This window comes from Limnohabitans sp. DM1 (genome assembly GCF_001269385.1).
Classification (GTDB): Bacteria; Pseudomonadota; Gammaproteobacteria; order Burkholderiales; family Burkholderiaceae_C; genus Limnohabitans_A.
In genome coordinates, this window is record NZ_CXOO01000031.1 from 75722 (window position 1) to 95953 (window position 20232).

General features: G+C 57.5%; 27 protein-coding genes and 1 tRNA gene. 7 read left to right on the forward strand and 21 right to left on the reverse strand.

Annotation, left to right across the window (positions count from 1 at the left end; all coding sequences use genetic code 11):
- The 4 genes from AMM33_RS12520 to AMM33_RS12535 are packed head-to-tail and all read left to right on the forward strand — an operon-like array spanning nucleotide 1 to nucleotide 2437.
- Nucleotides 1-831 carry a prepilin peptidase gene (locus AMM33_RS12520; protein WP_090141648.1) on the forward strand — a complete coding sequence of 277 codons (831 nt, stop codon included), beginning with the start codon at nucleotides 1-3 and terminating at the stop codon, nucleotides 829-831.
- The gene (gene coaE, locus AMM33_RS12525) at nucleotides 828-1445 is read left to right on the forward strand and encodes a dephospho-CoA kinase (protein WP_090141649.1); all 618 of its coding nucleotides are present in this window, start codon (nucleotides 828-830) and stop codon (nucleotides 1443-1445) included. Before AMM33_RS12520 ends, coaE begins: the two co-directional genes overlap by 4 nt.
- A gap of 24 nt (nucleotides 1446-1469) precedes the next feature.
- On the forward strand, nucleotides 1470-2225 hold the full coding sequence (zapD, locus tag AMM33_RS12530) for a cell division protein ZapD (protein ID WP_090141650.1): 756 nt from the start codon (nucleotides 1470-1472) through the stop codon (nucleotides 2223-2225).
- Nucleotides 2222-2437, forward strand: coding sequence for a DNA gyrase inhibitor YacG (locus AMM33_RS12535; protein ID WP_090141651.1), 216 nt, complete (start codon nucleotides 2222-2224; stop codon nucleotides 2435-2437). Before zapD ends, AMM33_RS12535 begins: the two co-directional genes overlap by 4 nt.
- 15 nt (nucleotides 2438-2452) lie before the next feature.
- Here the strand turns inward: AMM33_RS12535 and AMM33_RS12540 are convergent, their stop codons facing one another.
- The 4 genes from AMM33_RS12540 to secA all read right to left on the reverse strand — a co-directional run bounded on the left by AMM33_RS12540 (nucleotide 2453) and on the right by secA (nucleotide 7889).
- A complete protein-coding gene (locus tag AMM33_RS12540) occupies nucleotides 2453-2923 on the reverse strand; it encodes an NUDIX domain-containing protein (protein WP_090141652.1) in 471 nt (156 codons plus the stop codon).
- A complete protein-coding gene (locus AMM33_RS12545; protein ID WP_090141653.1) occupies nucleotides 2920-3804 on the reverse strand; it encodes an ATP-binding protein in 885 nt (294 codons plus the stop codon). The genes AMM33_RS12540 and AMM33_RS12545 overlap by 4 nt, the downstream gene beginning before the upstream one ends.
- A complete protein-coding gene (argJ, locus tag AMM33_RS12550) occupies nucleotides 3801-5030 on the reverse strand; it encodes a bifunctional glutamate N-acetyltransferase/amino-acid acetyltransferase ArgJ (RefSeq protein ID WP_090141654.1) in 1230 nt (409 codons plus the stop codon). The genes AMM33_RS12545 and argJ overlap by 4 nt, the downstream gene beginning before the upstream one ends.
- A gap of 111 nt (nucleotides 5031-5141) precedes the next feature.
- Nucleotides 5142-7889: a preprotein translocase subunit SecA gene (secA, locus tag AMM33_RS12555; RefSeq protein ID WP_090141655.1), complete on the reverse strand. Its 2748-nt coding sequence runs from the start codon at nucleotides 7887-7889 to the stop codon at nucleotides 5142-5144.
- Between the two features lie 217 nt (nucleotides 7890-8106).
- Here secA and AMM33_RS12560 point away from each other — a divergent pair, with 217 nt between their 5' ends.
- Nucleotides 8107-8415 (forward strand): DciA family protein, encoded by a 309-nt coding sequence (locus tag AMM33_RS12560; RefSeq protein ID WP_090141715.1) that lies wholly within the window; start codon nucleotides 8107-8109, stop codon nucleotides 8413-8415.
- Nucleotides 8416-8507: 92 nt separating this feature from the next.
- Here the strand turns inward: AMM33_RS12560 and AMM33_RS12565 are convergent.
- The 6 genes from AMM33_RS12565 to petA form a co-directional block, all read right to left on the reverse strand.
- Nucleotides 8508-8583, reverse strand: a tRNA-Thr gene (locus AMM33_RS12565).
- 58 nt (nucleotides 8584-8641) lie between these two features.
- Nucleotides 8642-9085 carry a ClpXP protease specificity-enhancing factor gene (locus AMM33_RS12570; protein WP_090141716.1) on the reverse strand — a complete coding sequence of 148 codons (444 nt, stop codon included), beginning with the start codon at nucleotides 9083-9085 and terminating at the stop codon, nucleotides 8642-8644.
- 18 nt (nucleotides 9086-9103) lie between these two features.
- Nucleotides 9104-9715, reverse strand: coding sequence for a glutathione S-transferase N-terminal domain-containing protein (locus tag AMM33_RS12575; RefSeq protein ID WP_090141656.1), 612 nt, complete (start codon nucleotides 9713-9715; stop codon nucleotides 9104-9106).
- A gap of 92 nt (nucleotides 9716-9807) precedes the next feature.
- Nucleotides 9808-10563: a cytochrome c1 gene (locus tag AMM33_RS12580; RefSeq protein ID WP_090141717.1), complete on the reverse strand. Its 756-nt coding sequence runs from the start codon at nucleotides 10561-10563 to the stop codon at nucleotides 9808-9810.
- Nucleotides 10564-10592: 29 nt separating this feature from the next.
- Complete coding sequence (locus tag AMM33_RS12585; protein WP_194945432.1) at nucleotides 10593-12002, reverse strand: cytochrome b; 1410 nt, start codon at nucleotides 12000-12002, stop codon at nucleotides 10593-10595.
- Nucleotides 12003-12013: 11 nt separating this feature from the next.
- Complete coding sequence (gene petA, locus AMM33_RS12590; protein WP_090141658.1) at nucleotides 12014-12610, reverse strand: ubiquinol-cytochrome c reductase iron-sulfur subunit; 597 nt, start codon at nucleotides 12608-12610, stop codon at nucleotides 12014-12016.
- Nucleotides 12611-12750: 140 nt separating this feature from the next.
- Between petA and mscL the strand changes: the two genes are divergently transcribed.
- The gene (mscL, locus tag AMM33_RS12595; protein ID WP_090141659.1) at nucleotides 12751-13176 is read left to right on the forward strand and encodes a large conductance mechanosensitive channel protein MscL; all 426 of its coding nucleotides are present in this window, start codon (nucleotides 12751-12753) and stop codon (nucleotides 13174-13176) included.
- Nucleotides 13177-13195: 19 nt separating this feature from the next.
- Here the strand turns inward: mscL and pdxA are convergent, their stop codons facing one another.
- Both pdxA and AMM33_RS12605 read right to left on the reverse strand, forming a co-directional pair.
- Nucleotides 13196-14263 carry a 4-hydroxythreonine-4-phosphate dehydrogenase PdxA gene (gene pdxA, locus AMM33_RS12600; RefSeq protein ID WP_228768111.1) on the reverse strand — a complete coding sequence of 356 codons (1068 nt, stop codon included), beginning with the start codon at nucleotides 14261-14263 and terminating at the stop codon, nucleotides 13196-13198.
- Nucleotides 14260-15012 (reverse strand): Nif3-like dinuclear metal center hexameric protein, encoded by a 753-nt coding sequence (locus AMM33_RS12605; RefSeq protein WP_090141661.1) that lies wholly within the window; start codon nucleotides 15010-15012, stop codon nucleotides 14260-14262. The genes pdxA and AMM33_RS12605 overlap by 4 nt, the downstream gene beginning before the upstream one ends.
- Before the next feature lie 92 nt (nucleotides 15013-15104).
- Between AMM33_RS12605 and AMM33_RS12610 the strand changes: the two genes are divergently transcribed.
- A complete protein-coding gene (locus AMM33_RS12610) occupies nucleotides 15105-16256 on the forward strand; it encodes a S1C family serine protease (protein WP_090141662.1) in 1152 nt (383 codons plus the stop codon).
- 194 nt (nucleotides 16257-16450) lie between these two features.
- Here the strand turns inward: AMM33_RS12610 and tatC are convergent, their stop codons facing one another.
- From tatC to AMM33_RS12655, 9 genes are all read right to left on the reverse strand, one after another.
- Nucleotides 16451-17239 carry a twin-arginine translocase subunit TatC gene (gene tatC / locus AMM33_RS12615; RefSeq protein WP_053171718.1) on the reverse strand — a complete coding sequence of 263 codons (789 nt, stop codon included), beginning with the start codon at nucleotides 17237-17239 and terminating at the stop codon, nucleotides 16451-16453.
- 42 nt (nucleotides 17240-17281) lie between these two features.
- On the reverse strand, nucleotides 17282-17749 hold the full coding sequence (tatB, locus tag AMM33_RS12620) for a Sec-independent protein translocase protein TatB (RefSeq protein WP_090141663.1): 468 nt from the start codon (nucleotides 17747-17749) through the stop codon (nucleotides 17282-17284).
- A gap of 34 nt (nucleotides 17750-17783) precedes the next feature.
- Nucleotides 17784-18026 (reverse strand): Sec-independent protein translocase subunit TatA, encoded by a 243-nt coding sequence (gene tatA / locus AMM33_RS12625; RefSeq protein WP_090141664.1) that lies wholly within the window; start codon nucleotides 18024-18026, stop codon nucleotides 17784-17786.
- Between the two features lie 96 nt (nucleotides 18027-18122).
- A complete protein-coding gene (locus tag AMM33_RS12630) occupies nucleotides 18123-18479 on the reverse strand; it encodes a histidine triad nucleotide-binding protein (RefSeq protein ID WP_090141718.1) in 357 nt (118 codons plus the stop codon).
- 29 nt (nucleotides 18480-18508) lie between these two features.
- Nucleotides 18509-18871 carry a DUF4870 family protein gene (locus AMM33_RS12635; protein WP_090141665.1) on the reverse strand — a complete coding sequence of 121 codons (363 nt, stop codon included), beginning with the start codon at nucleotides 18869-18871 and terminating at the stop codon, nucleotides 18509-18511.
- Nucleotides 18872-18880: 9 nt separating this feature from the next.
- Nucleotides 18881-19249 carry a phosphoribosyl-ATP diphosphatase gene (locus tag AMM33_RS12640; RefSeq protein WP_090141666.1) on the reverse strand — a complete coding sequence of 123 codons (369 nt, stop codon included), beginning with the start codon at nucleotides 19247-19249 and terminating at the stop codon, nucleotides 18881-18883.
- A gap of 5 nt (nucleotides 19250-19254) precedes the next feature.
- The gene (hisI, locus tag AMM33_RS12645; RefSeq protein WP_053171708.1) at nucleotides 19255-19644 is read right to left on the reverse strand and encodes a phosphoribosyl-AMP cyclohydrolase; all 390 of its coding nucleotides are present in this window, start codon (nucleotides 19642-19644) and stop codon (nucleotides 19255-19257) included.
- 54 nt (nucleotides 19645-19698) lie between these two features.
- Nucleotides 19699-19953, reverse strand: coding sequence for a Txe/YoeB family addiction module toxin (locus tag AMM33_RS12650; protein ID WP_090141667.1), 255 nt, complete (start codon nucleotides 19951-19953; stop codon nucleotides 19699-19701).
- Nucleotides 19950-20201 carry a type II toxin-antitoxin system Phd/YefM family antitoxin gene (locus AMM33_RS12655; RefSeq protein WP_090141668.1) on the reverse strand — a complete coding sequence of 84 codons (252 nt, stop codon included), beginning with the start codon at nucleotides 20199-20201 and terminating at the stop codon, nucleotides 19950-19952. The genes AMM33_RS12650 and AMM33_RS12655 overlap by 4 nt, the downstream gene beginning before the upstream one ends.
- Nucleotides 20202-20232 lie beyond the last annotated feature (31 nt).

Consider the following 20232-nt stretch of genomic DNA (forward strand, 5'->3'; position numbering starts at 1 on the left):
ATGAGCCCTGACAGCCTGGTGATGCTGCTGGCCGCTGTGCTCGGCTTGGCCATCGGCAGTTTCCTGAACGTGGTCATTCACCGCCTGCCACGCATGCTGGAAGCGCAATGGCAAGCCCTTGACGACAAAGACACGCCAAAGCCCGCGGCCCGCTACAACATCGCCACGCCCAGCTCCCACTGCCCCCAGTGCGGGCACGCCTTGAATTGGCATGAAAACATCCCCGTTTTGAGCTATCTGTTGCTGCGGGGTCGCTGTAGCCAGTGCCGCGCCCCTATTGGCTGGCGGTATCCAGCGGTTGAACTGCTCACGGCTGCGCTGTTTGTGTGGAGCTATTCGAAACACGGCTTCAGTCTGCAGGCCGTGATCTGGGCAGGCTTTGCATCGGCCCTGGTGGCGCTGGCTGCCATTGATGCAGACACCACCTTGCTGCCCGATGCCCTCACCCAACCCCTGACTTGGTCTGGTTTGCTGGCGGCCAGCTTGGGGCTAAGCGGCGTGAACTTGCACGAGGCCTTGTGGGGCGCGACAGCGGGATACTTGTTTTTGTGGTCGGTGTATTGGCTGTTCAGACTGTTCACCGGCAAAGACGGCATGGGGCAAGGCGATTTCAAATTGCTGGCGGCGCTGGGCGCCTGGTTTGGCTGGCCCGCGCTGGTCTCGCTGGTGCTGATCGCCTCTGTGGGTGGCGCCATCGTCGGTTTGGGGCTGCGTGCCTCGCAGCGCCTTGCTGGCGATGGCTATATCCCGTTTGGGCCGTTTTTGAGTCTGGCAGGCTTGTGGGTCATGGTGTTTGGCCCCCTGCCCATCTTGCATGTGGGAATGACATGAACGTTTCACGACTTTGGCGCCTGGGCCTGACCGGCGGTATCGGCAGCGGTAAAAGCACCGTGGCAGGCATGCTGGCCGCCCGGGGCGCTGCGGTGATGGATGCAGACGCCATTTCACGCAGCGTGACCGCCCCCGGTGGCTTGGCCATTGCGCCCATTACAAAGGCTTTTGGGGCCACCATGATTGGGGCAGACGGCGCCATGGACCGCCAGGCCATGCGGGAGCGTATTTTCAAAGACCCCGACGCCAAACGCCAGCTTGAAGCCATCATCCATCCGCTGGTCAGCCAGATCACAGCAGAACAGGTGCAAGCTGCGCTGCACAGCGGCAGCCGCTGCCTGGTATTTGATGTGCCGCTGCTGGTGGAATCCGGAGACCGCTGGCGCCGCCAGGTGGACCAGGTGCTGGTGGTCGATTGCGACACCGACACCCAGCGCCAACGGGTCATGGCGCGCAGCGGCCTGGCCCTTGATGAGATCGACCGCATCATCGCCTTGCAGGCCCGCCGTGAGCAGCGCCTGGCTTGCGCCGATGTGGTCATCTTCAACCAGTCATTGAGCTTGATCGAATTAGAGGTCCAGGTCACTCAAGTGGCCGCTGACTTCGGGCTATGATTGGCCGCATCTGGAAGATGCCGCGTGATACTGTACGAATACCCCTTTAACGAACGCATCCGCACCTATTTGCGCCTGCAGCAACTGTTCACCCGCCTAGGGCAATTGATCGCCCGCCCTGACGCGCTGGACCACCACTTTGCCCTGACCACCCTGTTTGAAATCATGGAGGTGGCAGCACGCCCGGAACTCAAATCAGATGTTCTGAAGGACCTGGAGCGCCAAAAGCAGCTCTACAACGGCTACCGGGGCAACCCGGCCATCTCTGAAAAAGCCCTGAACACGCTGATTGACCAACTGGACGAGCATTTCGCCGTGATCAACCAGCTGACCGGAAAAATCGGCCAAAGCCTGCACGACAACGACTTTCTGATGGCCCTGCGCAGTCGGGCCGTGATCCCGGGCGGCACCTGCGAGTTTGACCTGCCCGCCTACCACGCTTGGCAGCACCATGACGCGGCACAGCGCATGGCCGACCTGAATCAGTGGATAGCGCCCTATGCGCGCCTGGCCCAGTCCATCCAGTTGCTGCTGCAGATGCTGCGCGAGTCCGGCACCACGCAAAAGGTGATGGCCACTTCGGGCATGTTGCAACAAACCCTGCCGCAGGGAAGGACCTTCCAATTGCTGCGCCTCAAAATCGATCCGGCCTTGGGCATCACACCCGAAATCAGCTGCAACCGTCTGCTGGTCGTCATTCGCATGATGCGCCAGCAATCGGACGGACGACTGCTGCCCTGTGCTGACGAAGTTCCCTTTGAAATGGCCTTGTGCGCATGAGCGATTCGAACCACCCGGCCCCCATCCAGCCACGCCAGGTGCGCTGCCCCGCCTGCGGTGGCAAGAGCCTGTACAGCAGCACCAACCCTTACCGGCCTTTTTGCAGTGCCCGCTGCAAAGGCGTGGACCTGGGCGCCTGGGCCAGTGAAGAATTCAAGTTGCCTGACAACACGCCCCCTGACGAGAGTTTTGGCGATCCTCGTCTGCAGTGACCGCCACGGGCGTGTTCAGCCGGTGTGTGTAGCGCCTTCAAACTGGCGCTCCTGGGCCAGCCAGGTCAGCACCGGAATGGTGCCTGGCAAGACAGGCACGACCTGCACTGGCAAATCCTGCCAGGCATGTGACTGGCCTTCCCGCATCTGCAATTCACCCTGCCATGCCCACACCTTGCAAAAGTGCAGCTGCACCAGGGCGTGGGGGTAATCCACCATTTGGGTTTTCCAGAGTTGGGTGTCACCGATGGTGATGCCCAACTCTTCCTGCAATTCGCGGCGCAAGGCTTGCTCAACCGTCTCGCCCGCTTCCAGCTTGCCCCCCGGAAACTCCCAATAGCCCGCATAGACCTTGCCGGGCGGTCGAGATGTGAGCAAGAAGCGGCCATCGGTCTGCATCAGCACGCCGACGGCGACATCCACCACAAGGCGTGCGGGCCCGCCCTCGCGCTGACGTTCGCCATCTGCAACCAGCAAATCGCTCATACCTGAATGCCCGCCTGGCGCCCCATCATGTCGCGGGCGAACTGGTAGGCAATTCGGCCGCTGCGTGAGCCGCCGCGCTCCAGCGCCCAGAGCAAGGCGTCTGGTCTGGCCGCCTCGATTTGCGCAGGTGTGGCACCCAAAGCGCCCAACCACTGGGCCACGATGGTGAGGTATTCGTCTTGTGAAAATGGGTAAAAGCTGATCCACAAGCCAAAACGCTCTGACAGGGAAATCTTTTCTTCCACGACCTCGCCAGGATGCACCTCACCGTCATCGGTGTGGTTGTAGCTCAGGTTTTCGTGCATGTACTCCGGCAGCAAATGGCGGCGGTTGCTGGTGGCATAGACCAGCACATTGGGCGTGGCGGCGGCCACGGTGCCGTCCAGAATGGATTTGAGCGCCTTGTAGCCGGGCTCGCCATCTTCAAAACTCAAGTCATCGCAGTACACGATGAACTTTTCCGGCCGACCGGCCACCACCTCAATGATGTCAGGCAGATCGGTCAGGTCTTCCTTGTCCACCTCAATCAGGCGCAGGCCTTGTGGGGCGTAGGTGTTCAGACACGCCTTGATCAGGGACGACTTGCCCGTGCCGCGCGCCCCGGTCAAAAGCACATTGTTGGCCGGACGCCCGTTCACAAATTGCTCGGTGTTGCGCTGCAATTTTTCCTTTTGGTCCTCAATTTCCTTGAGGTCGGCCAGCGTCATGGCCGCCACATGGCGAACCGGCTCCAGCACACCGTGGCCCGTCGAGCGTTTGCGGTAGCGCCAGGCAATGGCCTGCGTCCAGTCGGGCGCCGACAGGGGCTGGGGCAACACCGCTTCAATGCGGCTGACCAGTTGGCTGACCTGAGCCAGCAGTTGTTCCAGGGTGGTGCTCATGACCGGTAATCCGCATTGATGGTGACGTACTCGTGGCTCAAATCGCAGGTCCAGACCGTGTCACTGGCTGTGCCACGCCCCAAACCCACACGCACGGTGATTTCACTGCCTTTCATGACACGCTGGCCGTCTTCTTCTCGGTATTGAGGATGGCGCCCGCCTTGGGTGACCACATGCACATCGTCCAGGTGCAACTCGATCAGCCCTTGATCCAGGTCCGCAATACCGGCATAACCCACGGCCGCCAGGATGCGTCCCAGATTGGGGTCGCTGGCAAAGAACGCTGTTTTCACCAAGGGCGAATGCGCGATGGCATAGGCCACCTGGCGGCATTCCTCACCGGTGCGACCGCCGTCAACCTGCACGGTGATGAATTTGGTCGCGCCTTCGCCATCGCGCACGATGGCATGCGCCAATTGACGAGCCACCTGCATCAAGCCCTGAGTCAGGGCCTGACCGTCTGCACTGTTCAGCGCTGTGATGGGGGCGTGGCCCGCTTGGTGCGTGGCAATCAGCATGAACGAATCATTGGTCGATGTGTCGCCATCAATGGTGATGCGGTTAAACGACCCATCGGCCAAATGTTTGACCAAGGCCGGCAACAAGGCGGGATCAATGCAGGCATCGGTGGCCACAAAGCCCAGCATGGTGGCCATATTGGGCCGGATCATGCCTGCGCCTTTGCTGATGCCGGTGATGCTCACGGTCTTGCCACCCACCTGAACCTGCACACTGGCCGCTTTGGGCAAGGTGTCGGTGGTCATGATGCCCTCGGCCGCTTGCGCCCAACGTGCAGGCTGTGCGCTGGCCAAGGCGGCGGGCAGGCTGGCCACGATGCGCTCCACCGGCAAGGGCTCCATGATCACGCCCGTGGAAAACGGCAGGATCTGGCCAGGCTGACACTGCAGCAAACTGGCCAAGGCGTCACAGGTTTGGCGCGCATGGGCCAAACCCGGTGCGCCCGTGCCCGCATTGGCGTTGCCCGTGTTGATGACCAAGGCACGCACGGCACTGCCTGCCGCCAAGTGCTCACGGCACACCTGCACCGGCGCTGCACAAAAACGGTTGCTGGTGAAAACCCCCGCAACGCTGGCGCCTTCATCGAGCAGGAAAACCGTCACGTCTTTGCGGTTGGCCTTGCGCACGCCCGCTTCGGCGGTGCCAATGCGCACACCGGCAATTGGACTGAGTTGGGCAGGGTCCAGAGGGGGGAAATTCACAGGCATGTCGATCCTTCAGAAAACAGGAAAAACGCAGAAAAACTCAGGAATTCAAGTTTGGAGGCTGCTTTGCACAAAGAAAACGGGCCGAAGCCCGTTTCCATCTGCCAACCCCACTCAAGCCAGTTTGCCGTGGCACTGCTTGTATTTTTTACCGCTGCCACAGGGGCAGGGGTCGTTGCGGCCCACGGGACCCCATTCTTTCGCCAAAACGGCCACATCGGCAGCCACCGTCTGCGCCTGTCCATTTTCGTCCGGTGCGGTGTAGGTGATATGGCTGACGTTTTCGGCTCGCTCTTCGATGGCTTGGGCCGCTTGCTCCATCTCTTCGCCCGAAGAAATGCTCACATTCATCAGGGTACGGGTGACTTCGTTTTTCACCGAATCGAGCAACTGACCAAACAGCTCAAAGGCTTCGCGCTTGTATTCCTGCTTGGGCTGCTTTTGTGCATAACCCCGCAGGTGAATGCCCTGGCGCAGGTAGTCGAGCGAACTGAGATGTTCGCGCCAGTGCGTGTCGATGCTTTGCAGCAGCACCATGCGTTCAAACGGCGTGAAATTCACCGCGCCGACCTGGTCAAGCTTGCTTTGGAAATGGGCGTGGGCTGCCGCCACCACCGTCTCCAGAATGTCCTCATCGGTGATAGCGTTTGATGCCTGCACCTTGCCGTGCAAGTCCAAATGCAGTTGCCACTCTTGTGCCAGCACTTTTTCCAGGCTGGCCAAATCCCACTGCTCCTCCACCGATTCAACTGGTACGTATTGGCGCACCAGATCGGTGAAGCAGCCTTCGCGCAGTGACGCGATCTGGCTTTCCATGTCCTGGGCATCCAGAATGTCGTTGCGCTGTTGGTAGATCACCTTACGCTGGTCGTTCGACACATCGTCGTATTCGAGCAATTGTTTGCGGATGTCGAAGTTGCGGCCTTCGACCTTGCGCTGGGCGCTTTCAATGCTGCGCGTGACAATGCCCGCCTCAATGGCTTCACCCTCGGGCATCTTCAGGCGGTCCATGATGGCGCGCACGCGGTCACCCGCAAAAATGCGCATCAAGGGGTCGTCCAGACTCAGATAAAAGCGTGACGAGCCAGGATCACCCTGTCGGCCGGAACGGCCTCGCAACTGGTTGTCAATGCGGCGGGACTCGTGGCGCTCTGTCGCAATGATGCGCAGGCCCCCATTGGCCTTGACCAGCTCGTGCACAACTTTCCACTGCTCGCGCAATTCGTCCACACGCTTTTGACGCTCTTGGGCCGACAAGCTCTCGTCGGACTCGATGGCCTGGATGTCTTTTTCAATGTTGCCGCCCAGCACGATGTCGGTGCCTCGACCGGCCATGTTGGTGGCGATGGTGATCATGCCGGGACGACCTGCCTGTGCCACGATGTCGGCTTCACGCGCATGCTGCTTGGCATTGAGCACCTGGTGCGACAGTTTTTCCTGCGTGAGCATCTGGGAAATCAGTTCCGAGTTCTCAATCGAGGTGGTGCCCACCAGCACAGGCTGGCCGCGCTCATGGCATTCGCGGATGTCGGCAATCGCTGCAGCATAACGCTCTTGCGAAGTTTTATAGACCCGGTCCAGCTGGTCTTCACGCTGACTTTTACGGTGTGGCGGAATCACCACCGTTTCCAGGCCGTAAATCTCCTGGAACTCATAAGCTTCGGTGTCGGCCGTCCCGGTCATGCCGCCGATTTTGTTGTACAGACGGAAATAGTTCTGGAACGTGATCGAGGCCATGGTCTGGTTTTCGGCCTGGATCTGCACGCCCTCTTTGGCTTCAACGGCCTGGTGCAGGCCATCGCTCCAGCGGCGACCGCTCATCAAGCGGCCGGTGAACTCGTCCACGATGATGATTTCCCCCTCCTGTACCACATAGTGCTGGTCACGGTGGTACAGGTGCTGCGCACGCAATGCGGCATTGAGGTGGTGCATCAACGTGATGTTGGCCGGGTCGTACAGGCTGGCCCCCTCCGGGATCATTCCCATCTGGGCCAAAACGGCTTCGGCTTTTTCATGCCCCTGCTCGGTCAGGAAAATCTGGTGGGCTTTTTCATCCACGGTGAAATCACCGGGGGTGATGATGCCTTCGCCGGTGCGGGGATCGGCCTCGCCCTCTTGGCGGGTGAGCAGTGGAATGACCTGCTTCATCGCCATGTAGGTGGCGGTGTGGTCTTCGGCCTGTCCACTGATGATCAAAGGCGTGCGGGCTTCGTCAATCAGGATCGAGTCCACCTCGTCGATGATGGCAAAGTTCAGCGGGCGTTGAACACGGTCTTGCGCTTCATAGACCATGTTGTCACGCAGGTAATCGAAACCGTATTCGTTGTTGGTGCCGTAGGTGATGTCGGCGTTGTAGGCGGCTTGCTTGTCCTCTCGTGGCATTTGCGGCAGGTTGATGCCCACGGACAGGCCCAGGAAGTTGAACAGCTTGCCCATCCACTGTGCATCGCGGCTGGCCAGGTAATCGTTCACAGTGACCACATGCACGCCCTTGCCTGCCAGCGCATTCAGATAGGCAGGCAGTGTTGACGTCAGTGTTTTGCCTTCACCGGTGCGCATTTCAGCAATCTTGCCGTTGTGCAGCGCAATGCCACCCGCCAGCTGCACATCGAAATGCCGCATCTTCATGACCCGCTTGGAACCTTCGCGAACCACGGCAAAGGCCTCAGGCAGCAAGGCATCCAGAGTTTCACCCGCTGCGACGCGGTCTTTGAAACTTTGGGTCTTTGCTCGCAAGTCATCATCACTCAGGCTCTCCAGACTGGTTTCGAGCGCATTGATGCGTTCAACATGCTTGCGGTATTGCTTGAGCAGGCGGTCATTGCGACTGCCGAAAATTTTGGTAAGGAATGGGATGGCCATGTCTACAAGATCCACCTTCAGCCCAAGGGCTGAGAAACAGACCGTCTATCCTGTCAGGTTAAAGGGTTCATATGATGCCGGTCCGATGGGACACAAGACCCATCGTGACAAGCTGGCCGCCTCAGGCACCAGCTCAATGGTCTGATTTTAGCCTTTGTGCCCAATGCCTTTTCAGCTTCGCACCTCTGGTCACCATGTACCGGATAATCAGCCATCCATGCAAAGACGACATCACGCCATTCCCTTACAACAAGCCGTTCAGGAATCCCCCAACTTAGCTCTTCTGGTCAGCCGTTTGCGTGAATCCTCCGAACGTCTTCAAACCATTCGCAGCTTGTTGCCTGCACCGCTTAAAGCCTGTGTTCAGGCCGGCCCGATTGAGGATGGCGCATGGTGTTTGTTGGTCAACTCGAATGCTGTAGCTGCCAAACTGCGTCAATTGGTGCCCGCTTTACAGGCGCACCTCAACACCAAAGGGATGCCAGTCAACTCCATTCGCATCAAGGTCCAAAGCCGAGTCGTGTGATTGACTCAATCCACTGACTACTGCAGGTGTGCGCCTATGCTGTGCGCACAAGAAAAAAGGCCCTGATCTTTTAATCAGGGCCTTTTGATGCATGGTGCCGCTTGTCGGATTCGAACTGACGACCTACCGCTTACAAGGCGGGTGCTCTACCAACTGAGCTAAAGCGGCACGGGTCATATTTTAACGTGCCCCAAGGCCAATTTCAGAGCCCTCACTTGTTATTTTTTCACTTGATCCTCTTCAAGGCAGGTCTTACTGGCGCTGCTGGAGGGTTGGGATGGTCGCCATCACTGTCGACAGAAGATGGCGTCTTCACTTCGGACAAGCTCAATACATGTTTTGACTCATCGCTGACCGGAAACGCCATACCTTGCCCGTTTTCACGCGCATAGATGGCCATCACACGTTCAATGGGCACCATGATGTCTCGGGGCTTACCCCCAAAGCGGGCCTTGAATTCAATGAAGTCATTACCCAACTTGAGGGAGCTGGTGGCATCCATGCTGACGTTCAACACGATCTCGCCACCTTGCACATATTCACGCGGCACCTGCACCGAGTTGTCCACCTTGACGGCCACATAGGGTGTGAAGCCGTTTTCAGAGCACCACTCATACAACGCCCGGATCAAATACGGGCGAGTGGAAGGCAATTCGGTGTCACTGATCATTGTGAACTCCATGCGTATTTATTTGCGCATGACCTTTTCAGATGGGGTCAATGCTTCAATGTAGGCCGGGCGCGAGAAGATGCGTTCAGCATACTTTAGCAAAGGCGCAGCATTCTTACTCAGCTCAATGCCGTAGTAATCCAGGCGCCAGAGCAAAGGTGCAATCGCCACATCGAGCATCGAGAAGTTGTCGCCCAGCATGAACTTGTTTTTCAGGAACACCGGTGCCAATTGGGTCAGGCGATCACGGATGTGCGCTCGGGCTTTTTCCAGGGCTTTGTCATTGCCTTTGAGGGCACGGTTTTCCAGCGTCAGGACATGCGAGAAAAGCTCTTTCTCGAAATTGAGCAAGAACAAACGCACACGCGCGCGGTCCACCGGATCTCCGGGCATCAATTGGGGGTGCGGAAACCGCTCATCAATGTACTCATTGATGATGTTCGACTCGTACAGGATCAGGTCACGCTCAACCAGAATCGGCACCTGCCCGTAAGGGTTCATCACATTGATGTCTTCAGGCTTGTTGTAGAGGTCCACATCACGGATTTCGAAGTCCATGCCTTTTTCAAACAGTACAAAACGGCAACGATGGGAAAAAGGGCAAGTGGTTCCGGAATAAAGCACCATCATGGCAAGAGGCTCCTCAAAAAATCAAAAAGAGTGGGAGGCCTTCTCAGCCCACCACTCTGCAGAACCCGGCAGCTTGCCGGGTGAAATATCAATTACTTGATATCTTTCCAATACGCAGCATTCAGACGCCAAGCGATAAAGGAGAAGACTGACAAGAACAGCAAAACCCACACACCAATGCGCACACGGCTGTTTTGGGCGGGCTCAGCCATCCACTGCATGTAACCGACCAGATCACCGATGGCCTGGTCATATTGCAGCGGTGTCATCGTACCGGGTTTGGTCTGCTTCCAGCCTTTGAAAATCTGGACCTTGTGGCCGTGCTCTTCTTTTTCTTCAAAAATAGGTTCACGCTCGCCTTGCAACTCCCACAGGGGGTTGGGCATGCCCACATTGGGATAAGCCAAGTTGTTCCAACCCGTGGGCTTGGTCTCGTCGCGGTAGTAGGTGCGCATGTAGGTGTAGAGGTAATCAGCACCAGTGCCACCATGGCCTGAACGCGAACGGGCCACCAGTGTCAAGTCGGGCGGGTTCTTACCGAACCACTCTTTGGCTTGCAACGGGTCGATGGCCGCCTTCATGGTGTCGCCAACCTTGATGGTGGTGAACAACAGGTTGTCCTTAATCTGTTGCTCGGTCAAGCCGATATCTTTCAGACGGTTGTAACGCATGAAAGCGGCAGAGTGGCAATTCAGACAGTAGTTGACGAACAATTTGGCGCCGTTTTGCAGGGCAGCCAGATCGTTGGTCTTTGCGGGCGCCTTGTCCCAAGAGATGCCGCCGCCAGCGGCTTGGGCACCTGTCACCAAACCAAGGGCCATCACAAAGCCCAAAGCGAGTTTCTTGATGTTTTTCATTTTCTTGAATCTCCGTGATCTCAGTGAGGCGTGAAGGTCACGCGGTCAGGCACCTGCTTGGGCGTACCCAGCTTGCTCCACCAAGGCATCAACAAGAAGAAGCCGAAATAAAACAGGGAACCGACTTGAGATACACGCTCACCAATCGGCGAGGGTGGCTGTACACCCAAATAGCCCAAGACCAAGAAATTGATCACGAACACCGCATACATGTACTTGTGCCAGTCAGGACGGTAGCGGATGGACTTTACGGGGCTGTAATCCAGCCATGGCAAGAAGAACATGATGATCACAGCACCGCCCATGACCACCACACCCCAGAACTTGGCATCAATGGCAAGCATCAGCGCAGAGATCACCACTGCAGCGCCAATGACGGCACCTTTGAGCAGTGTAGGCAGCTTGCCTTTGGCCACAGCCAACACAGCACCGACCACCACGCAAGCGATCAACACGTACATCATCTCACTGGTGATGGCACGCAGCATGGAGTAGTAAGGCGTGAAGTACCAAACAGGTGCAATGTGCAAAGGCGTGGTCAGCGGATCGGCCGGAATGAAGTTGTTGTATTCGAGGAAGTAACCACCGAATTCAGGCGCGAAGAACACCACCGCAGTGAAAGCCATCAAGAAGATGCTGACCGAGAAGATGTCGTGCACGGTGTAGTAAGGGTGGAAAGGAATGCCATCCAATGGGTTACCACGAGCGTCTTTGGGCGCATCGGGTGCCTTGATCTCCACGCCGTCGGGGTTGTTGGAACCCACTTCGTGCAAAGCAATGATGTGGGCAACGACCAAGCCCAAGAGCACCAACGGCACGGCAATGACGTGGAAGCTGAAGAAACGGTTCAAGGTGGCATCGCCCACCACGAAATCACCACGGATCAACAAAGCCAAGTCAGGCCCAATAAATGGAATTGCTGAGAACAGGTTAACAATAACCTGAGCACCCCAGTAGGACATCTGGCCCCAAGGCAGCAGGTAACCCATGAAGGCTTCAGCCATCAGGCAAAGGAAGATGGCGCAGCCGAAAATCCAGACCAGCTCGCGTGGCTTGCGGTAACTGCCGTAGATCAGTCCACGGAACATGTGCAGATACACCACCACAAAGAATGCAGATGCGCCAGTGGAATGCATGTATCGAATCAGCCAGCCCCAAGGAACATCACGCATGATGTACTCCACCGAAGCGAAGGCCAAAGCAGCATCTGGCTTGTAGTGCATGACCAGGAAAATACCGGTCACGATTTGGATCACGAGGACCAGGAGCGACAGAGCACCAAACACGTACCAAAAATTCAGATTTTTGGATGCGTAATACTCGGACAAATGGTCTTTATAGAGCTTGGACAACGGGAATCGGTTGTCCACCCAGTTGAGCAGTTTTTCGCCGGCAGGGGCGTTGGGGGAGATTTCTTTGAATTCAGCCATGTCAGTCTCCATCAAGCCTTCTTGTCTTCACCGATGATCAGCTTGGTGTCCGACAGGTACATGTGTGGCGGCACTTCCAGGTTGTCTGGTGCGGGTTTGTTCTTGAAAACACGTCCAGCCAAGTCAAATGTCGATCCGTGGCATGCACACAGGAAACCACCTTGCCAATCATCAGGCAGGGAAGGCTGGGCGCCGGTGGCAAACTTGTCGCCAGGTGAGCAGCCCAGGTGGGTGCAAATGCCCACAGCGACCATCACCTCGGGCTTGATCGAGCGGTGGCCATTCTTGGCGTATTCGGGTGTGGGGTAAGCCGTGCGACTCGATGTCGGATCGGCCAATTGCCCATCCAATTTTTTCAGGGATTCGAGCTGTTCTGGTGAACGCTTCATGATCCAAACCGGCTTGCCACGCCACTCGACGGTGAGTTTTTCACCTGTCTTGAGCGCAGAAATATCCACTTCGACGGCGGCGCCAGCGGCTTTGGCTCGTTCGGATGGCTGGAAGCTACTGATGAAGGGGGTGGCCACAAAGCCAGCGCCTACGGCGCCCGCGCCAACGGTGGCTGCAAGCCAAGTCCGTTTGCTGCTGTCGACTGGGGTGTCACTCATGGGATTCCTCTAGCGAGTCGTTATCAGGGTCAACCCGGGATTGTAGCGGAGTGAAACAGACAAGCGACTTACAAGTCGATGCCAGTCCAGCTGCATGGTTCACAATAAGCAGTCTTAGTTTTTTTTATGGAGCATTTTCAATGTCCTTTGTTCAGGAATTCAAAGCTTTTGCCCTCAAAGGCAACGTCATGGACCTGGCAGTTGGTGTGATCATCGGCGGCGCTTTTGGCAAAATAGTTGATTCGGTGGTCGGCGATCTGATCATGCCGCTCATCAGCAAGGCCTTTGGCGGACTTGATTTTTCCAACTACTACCTGGCCCTGGCAGGTCAAGCCGCAGGGCTGCCCTTGGTGGAGGCCAAAAAGTTGGGGGCCGTCTTTGCCTATGGCAGCTTTATCACGGTGGCATTGAATTTCATCATTTTGGCGTTCATCATTTTCATCATGGTGCGTCAGATGAACAAACTCATGGCCGCAGCCCCCGCAGCGCCAGCAGAAACTGCCGTCACACCAGAAGAAGTGGTGTTGCTGCGTGAAATTCGTGACAGCCTGAAAAACAAAGCCTGATCAATTTACTGCGCGCAGGTCAGATCAATTGTCTGGCCATTTGGATGGCCTGGATCATGCTGCGGGGGTCGGCCACCCCCTGGCCGGCCACATCCATGGCTGTGCCGTGGTCTGGGCTGGTCCTGACCAAAGGCAAGCCTAAAGTCACATTCACCCCCTGCTCCACCCCCAAATATTTGACGGGAATCAAGCCCTGGTCGTGATACATGGCAATCACCACATCAAACTCGCGACGACCATCTGATTGTTGTCGGGCTCGCATGAATACGGTGTCTGGCGCAAACGGCCCATGCACATCCAGGCCGTCTTGCCGCGCCGAAGCCAAACAAGGCTGCAAGACCTCGATTTCTTCACGGCCAAACAAGCCTCCCTCGCCTGCGTGCGGATTCACCCCTGCAACAGCGATGCGGGGTCGACGCCCCAAAATCCGGCTCAGCGATGCGTCCGTGATGCGCAAGGTTTGTAGCACACGTTCCTGCGTGATGGCATTGAGCGCATCGCGCAAAGACAGGTGGATGCTGACCAGGACTGTGCGTAACTCATCATTGGCCAGCATCATGCGCACCGGCATCTGCGCCAGCGGCAAGCCTGCATGACGTGCTGCCTCGGCTTGCAGCAATTCAGTGTGACCCGGGTATTGGTCATAGGGCGCACCGGCCGCGTGCAAGGCCTCCTTGTGCAAGGGCGCTGTCACCAAGGCCGCGACCTCGCCGCGCAAGGCGGCACGCGTAGCCCACAACACCGCCTCCCCGGCCAATTGCCCAGCCCGTGCATCGACAATTCCCCATGGCAGCACAGGCGCAGTAGGCACAACCTGCAACACCGGCAAACAACGTGGGGGCACACTCAGCGCTTGTGAAGGCTCAGTGATTTCAAACACCGGAAACGCTGGCCCCGAATGCACCAAATCCAAGGCGCGTCGCATCAGCTGCACATCCCCGGCAACGAAACAGCCCTGCGTGACAGCCGGCGCATGACACCAGGCACGCGCAATGATTTCCGGGCCAATGCCGCAAGGGTCGCCGGGTGTGATGGCAATGGGACGGGTGATGCAAGGCGTATCCGAGGACATGGCGTATCTATTCATGCGGGGTTGTCAATTTCAATGAAGCGATGGGTCAAGCCCAGGTCGTTTGCCACGCGCTCGCCTACAGCAGGTGCGCCATAGCGCTCACTGGCATGGTGTCCACACGCCAAAAATGCCACGCCGGTTTCACGGGCCAAATGGGCTTGCGGCTCCGAAATTTCGCCGGTAATGAAGGCATCTGCACCCGCTGCAATGGCCGACTCGAAATACCCTTGCGCCCCGCCTGTGCACCAGGCCACTCGCCGAACCGGTCTTGCGGCATCACCCACGCAAGTCACATGACGACCCAATTGCTTGGCCACATGATCAGCCAATGCTTGAGGTTTTGACCACGTCTGTGCGCCAGCACCCACAAAACCCAAGTCCTGCTCACCAAAACGAGCATCGGCGCGCAAATCCAGCACACGGCCCAATTGCGCGTTGTTACCCAATTCAGGGTGCGCATCCAGTGGAAGATGGTAGGCAAACAAATGAATCCCATGGGTCAGCAACAAACGCAATCGCTCACGCATCCAGCCTGTGACGCGCCCATCTTGCCCCCGCCAAAACAAGCCATGGTGCACCAAAATGGCATCGGCATGAGCCTCAATGGCCGCTTCAATCAGTGCTCTGCTGGCCGTGACGCCACTGACAAGCAAGCGAATGTCCCGGTCGCCTTCTACCTGCAGGCCATTGGGTCCGTAGTCACGAAATTTTTCAGGTTGCAGCAAGGCATCAAATGCCTGGCCCAGGGTTTTGGCATCAGTCATGGGGGTGAGTGTTTGTCATGAACATCTCATTGTGTCTGAAGCACGCCAGCAAAACGCCACATCAACCGCACAGATCAAGGACAATCCCCCACATGAAACGCTATTGGCTCCTCTTTTCTCAATGGGTGACAGTTTTTCTGGCCATCTGGTTTGTCGTCGCCACCTTGCAGCCCGATTGGTTGCGCAGAGCGCATGACTCGGCCAACGGCATGACGCTATTGCAAAGTCCGCCCAACGCCACTAACCATCGCCCCATGGGCAGTTTGAGCGGGCCTGCCCAAAAAGCCTCACCAGCGGTCGTCAGCATCAACACCAGCAAAGCCAACAGCCAGACGCCGCAAGACCCTTGGTTTAAATTTTTCTACGGCGAACAAGATGAGCCCAACACTGCGGGCTTGGGCAGCGGGGTCATCGTCAGCCCCGAGGGCCACATCCTGACCAACAACCACGTCATCGAAGATGCAGATGACATCGAAGTTGTTTTGACTGACGGGCGCCGTGCTGCGGCCAAAGTCATCGGCACCGACCCCGACACCGATCTGGCCTTGCTCAAGATCAAGCTCGATAAATTGCCCGTGATCGTGCTGGGTCAAACCCAAAACCTGCAAGTAGGCGACGTTGTGCTGGCCATCGGCAATCCTTTTGGCGTCGGTCAAACCGTCACCTCCGGCATCGTGAGCGCGCTGGGCCGCAACCAACTGGGCATCAACACCTTTGAGAACTTCATTCAGACCGATGCCGCCATCAACCCTGGCAACTCGGGCGGAGCTCTTGTCGATGTCAACGGTCACCTGATGGGTGTCAACACAGCCATTTACTCGCGCTCCGGGGGCAATATGGGCATAGGTTTTGCCATCCCTGTATCCACCGCCCAACAGGTCATGCAAGATCTGCTCAAAGACGGCAAAGTCACGCGAGGCTGGATCGGCGTAGAGCCGCAAGACATGTCACCCGAATTGGCCGAGAGTTTTCAGCTGCCCAAATCCGGTCAAAACACCCTGCCCAAGGGCGTTGTGATCACCGGGGTTTTACAAAATGGCCCCGCCGCCAAAGCCGGCATTCGTCCGGGCGATGTGATCGTGAAAGTGGGCGGCAGCCCCGTCAGCAACGTGTCTGAGTTGCTCACGCAAGTGGCAGCGCTCAAACCTGGCACGCCGACAGATGTCCAAATCTGGCGGCGACAGGGTGAAACCAACTTGCGCATCACCCCGGCCGAACGCCCTTCCATCAAGAAGGCTCGCTGACATCGCGTTTTCATTGCATTGACCAGGGATAAATCCGCAAAAAAGGGGCCAACAGGCCCCTTTGTATATCAAGGCCATCGAAGCCCTCAATGGCCGGTTGATGTGATTGCAATTGGTGGCACCATCCACCGGCGATCGATTGGCAGCCTGTACAGGCTGATGCCCAAAACCGATCGAATAGCCCGGTGATTACATCAAGAAGCGCTGGAAGCTTCGTCTGGCGCTTGCGTGTGTTTGATGAACACTTGCGCTGCCCAAATGCCCAACTCGTAGAGCAGGCACATGGGAATGGCCAGCGCCAGCTGAGACACCACATCAGGGGGCGTGACCACGGCGGCGATCACAAAGGCCAGCACCACGAAGTAACCCCGAAAATCCTTGAGCTTTTGAATGCTGACCACGCCCATACGGGCCAGCACAACCACAGCCACGGGCACTTCAAACGCCAGACCAAAGGCCAGGAACATGGACAACACAAAGCTCAGGTAAGCCTCGATGTCAGGCGCAGCAGTGATGCTTTTGGGGGCAAAACTCTGGATAAAACTGAACACCTGGCCAAACACGAAGAAGTAACAAAACGCCACCCCGATGAAAAACAGCACCGTGCTGGACACCACCAAAGGCATGACCAGCTTTTTTTCGTGGCTGTACAAACCGGGGGCCACAAAGGCCCAGACCTGGTAAAGCACCACCGGCAGAGCGATCAAAAAGGCGCTCATCAACAAAATCTTGAGCGGCACCATGAAAGGCGAAATAACCGAGGTGGCGATCAATGTGGCCCCCTTGGGCAGATGCACCACCAGGGGGGCAGCCAAGATGTCGTACAAATTGCCAGGGCCGGGGTAAATGGCCAAGGCAGCCGCAGCGACAGCCACAGCGGCCACCGCCCAGATCAGGCGGTCGCGCAACTCGATCAGGTGCGCCACAAAAGGTTGTTCGGAACCTTTGAGTTCGTCGTCGGGCTGGGAGGGGGTATCGGACATAGCGGGATCGGTTGGACGGGGCGCACCGCAGGTGCGCAACCGTCACACAGAATTGAGGGGCTTGGGCCGATAACGGGCCACCCGTGCGGCACCCGATAACGCCTTGGTGCGCACGCCAGAGCGTGCTTTGTACCACTGGGGCACAGCACCACGCTTGAGACGCCAGTTTTTGTCTGGGCGAACGTAATAAGGCGGTGGCGGCTCGATGGTGGGCAGGTCGCTGTTGAGCCCGGCTGTTGTCTCAGCCCAGTCTTTTTCAAAATCAGAAGCCGTGGTTTGGACCGTTTGCTCGACATCGCGAGCCGCCGTCTCCATGGTTTCTTTCATCTTTTTGAGCTCTTCGAGGTCCATGGACCGATTGACCTCGGCCTTGACATCTGAAACATAACGCTGCGCCTTGCCCAAAAGGGTGCCCAGCGTGCGGGCCACCTTGGGCAGTTTTTCAGGACCGATAACGATCAACGCCACCACCCCGATGAGCGCCATTTTCGAAAAGCTTAAATCCAGCACAGTGCGGCGTTCAGTCGTTCAAAAGTGCAAGCGTTCAAGACTTGGTCTTGGCTTCGACGTCGATGGTGGTCTTTTCGGGCTGAGCCGTAGTCGATGCTGTGACCTGACCGGCGACAGGGGCTGCCTCGTCCTTGGTGCCGCCCTCTTTCATGCCGTCCTTGAAGCCTTTGACTGCGCCACCCAAGTCAGAGCCCATGTTTTTGAGCTTTTTGGTGCCGAACACCATGACCACGATCAGCAGCACGATCAGCCAGTGCCAAATGGAAAAAGTACCCATGAAACTCTCCTGTTAATGCAAGGATTCTAAGGGGATAGACACCCGGTATCGGATCGGCCCTGAGGAAGGAAGGATTTGGGGGGCAAAAGCGCCTTTTCAACCCCGCAACCATGGGCGCGGGCCGCCCATGACGTGCATGTGCAGGTGGTGCACTTCCTGTCCGCCTTCGCTCCCATTGTTGACCAAAAGACGAAAACCGCCGTCCGGGTAAGGGTTGCAACCTTCTTGCAAAGCCAGCTTGGGTGCCAGGGTCATCATGTGGCCCATCAAAGCAGCGTGCTCAGGGACCAGCTGCGCCATCGACGGGATGTGCAGCTTGGGAATGATCAGGAAATGGATGGGCGCCCAAGGTGCGATGTCATGAAAGGCGAACACATGCTCGTCTTCGTACACCTTGCGCGAGGGAATCTGGCCCGCGATGATTTTGCAAAAAATACAGTTGGCGTCGGTCATGTCTTGATGGGATTCAAAGTCAAAAAATGTCATTCGGTCACAGGCCGCTGCGCGTTCAAGCGCACCATGCCCAGCACAATGCGGTACAAAAACCAGATCGAAATGGCCACCCAGGCCAGCCAGCCCGGAAAGACAAAGAAAAACCAGAGCGGCAAGGTCACCAGGTACAGCAAAGCCGCCCAGATCACGGTGCGGATGCGGTAGCTGAAATGCGTGCCCTCCCAGCCATGGGCATCGCCTTTTTTGACCAGATCAATGATGAGCGCCACCACCAGCAAGGCCGGCCCCATCTGCGCCCCAGGAATGACCGCGCTCACGGCCACAATCAGGTGCAGGATGTAACTGACCCAGCTGATGGTGTGGGTGCTGTCGTTGGAAGGTTGTGTGTTCATGGCTACAGCTTACTCCCCCAAGCGCTCGCGCTCTTGCACTTTGCGCAGGGCTTTTTCTTCCAGGCCGCTCAGGCCCTCCCGGCGGGCCAGCTCATTGACCACGTCGGCGGGGGTCAAGCCATAGTGCGCCAGCGCGATCATGCTGTGGAACCACAAATCGGCCACCTCGCCCACCAGCTTGGTTTTGTCCCCGCCATGGTCCACGTCTTTGGCGGCCATCACGGTTTCGGTGGCCTCTTCACCGATTTTCTTCAAAAAGGCGTCCGGCCCCTTGTGCAGCAGGCGGGCCACATAGCTTTTCTCGGGGTCGCCGCCGTTGGCGGGTTTGCGGCTTTCGACCACGGCCGCGAGGCGGTCAAGGATGTCCTGGTTGGTCATGGCATTCACTTGTAAATGGTTTCGGGGTCTTTCAGGACCGGATCGGCCGCCTGCCACTCGTCGGCTTGCAGGCTCTGGAAAAAGCAGCTGTGGCGGCCCGTGTGGCAGGCAATGCCCGGCTCGTGGCCCAGCTGCGTGACTTTGAGCAGCACCACATCGTTGTCGCAATCGATGCGGATGTCGTGCACCGTCTGCACATGGCCGGACTCCTCGCCCTTGAACCACAGCTTGTTGCGGGAGCGGCTGAAATACACCGCCCTTTTCAGCTCGGCCGTCTTTTGCAGCGCCTCGCGGTTCATCCAGGCGAACATCAACACGTCGCCGGAGCCTTGTTCCTGGGCAATGACCGGCACCAGGCCTTTGTCATCCCATTTGATTTTGTCGAGCCAATTCATAGGGGGGTGATCTTAATGCGTACGCACTGGCCTATCGACCAGCGCCTTCAAAACTCAGTAATGCAGCCTCAATTGGGCGATTTGCAGCTGATCACCTTCAACGCGATAGACCATGCGGTGCTCTTCGTTGATGCGGCGCGACCAAAAACCAGAGAGCGCATGCTTCAAGGGCTCTGGCTTGCCCACGCCTGCAAAAGGATCACGCGCCGTGGCCTCGATCAGCTTGTTGATGCGGTCCACCATTTTGCGGTCCTGCTTTTGCCAATAGAGGTAATCCTCCCAAGCCAGCTCGGCAAAAACGAGTTTCACTTGAGCAACTCGCGTTCAACGCCCTGCCCCGCTTGGAGTTGCCCCACCGCCGCCAGCAAACGCCGTGCATTGGCAGGCGTGCGCAAGAGATAGGCCGTCTCTTCAAGCGCTTTGTAATCTTCAAGCGAAAGCATCACCACCGATTGATCCCCATTGCGGGTGATGATCAGGGGCTCGTGGTCCTCGCACACACGGTTCATCACGCTCGCCAGATTGGCGCGTGCGGTGCTGTAAGTCATGGCATCCATGGTGGCACTCCTGTACGTTTATTGGTACAAC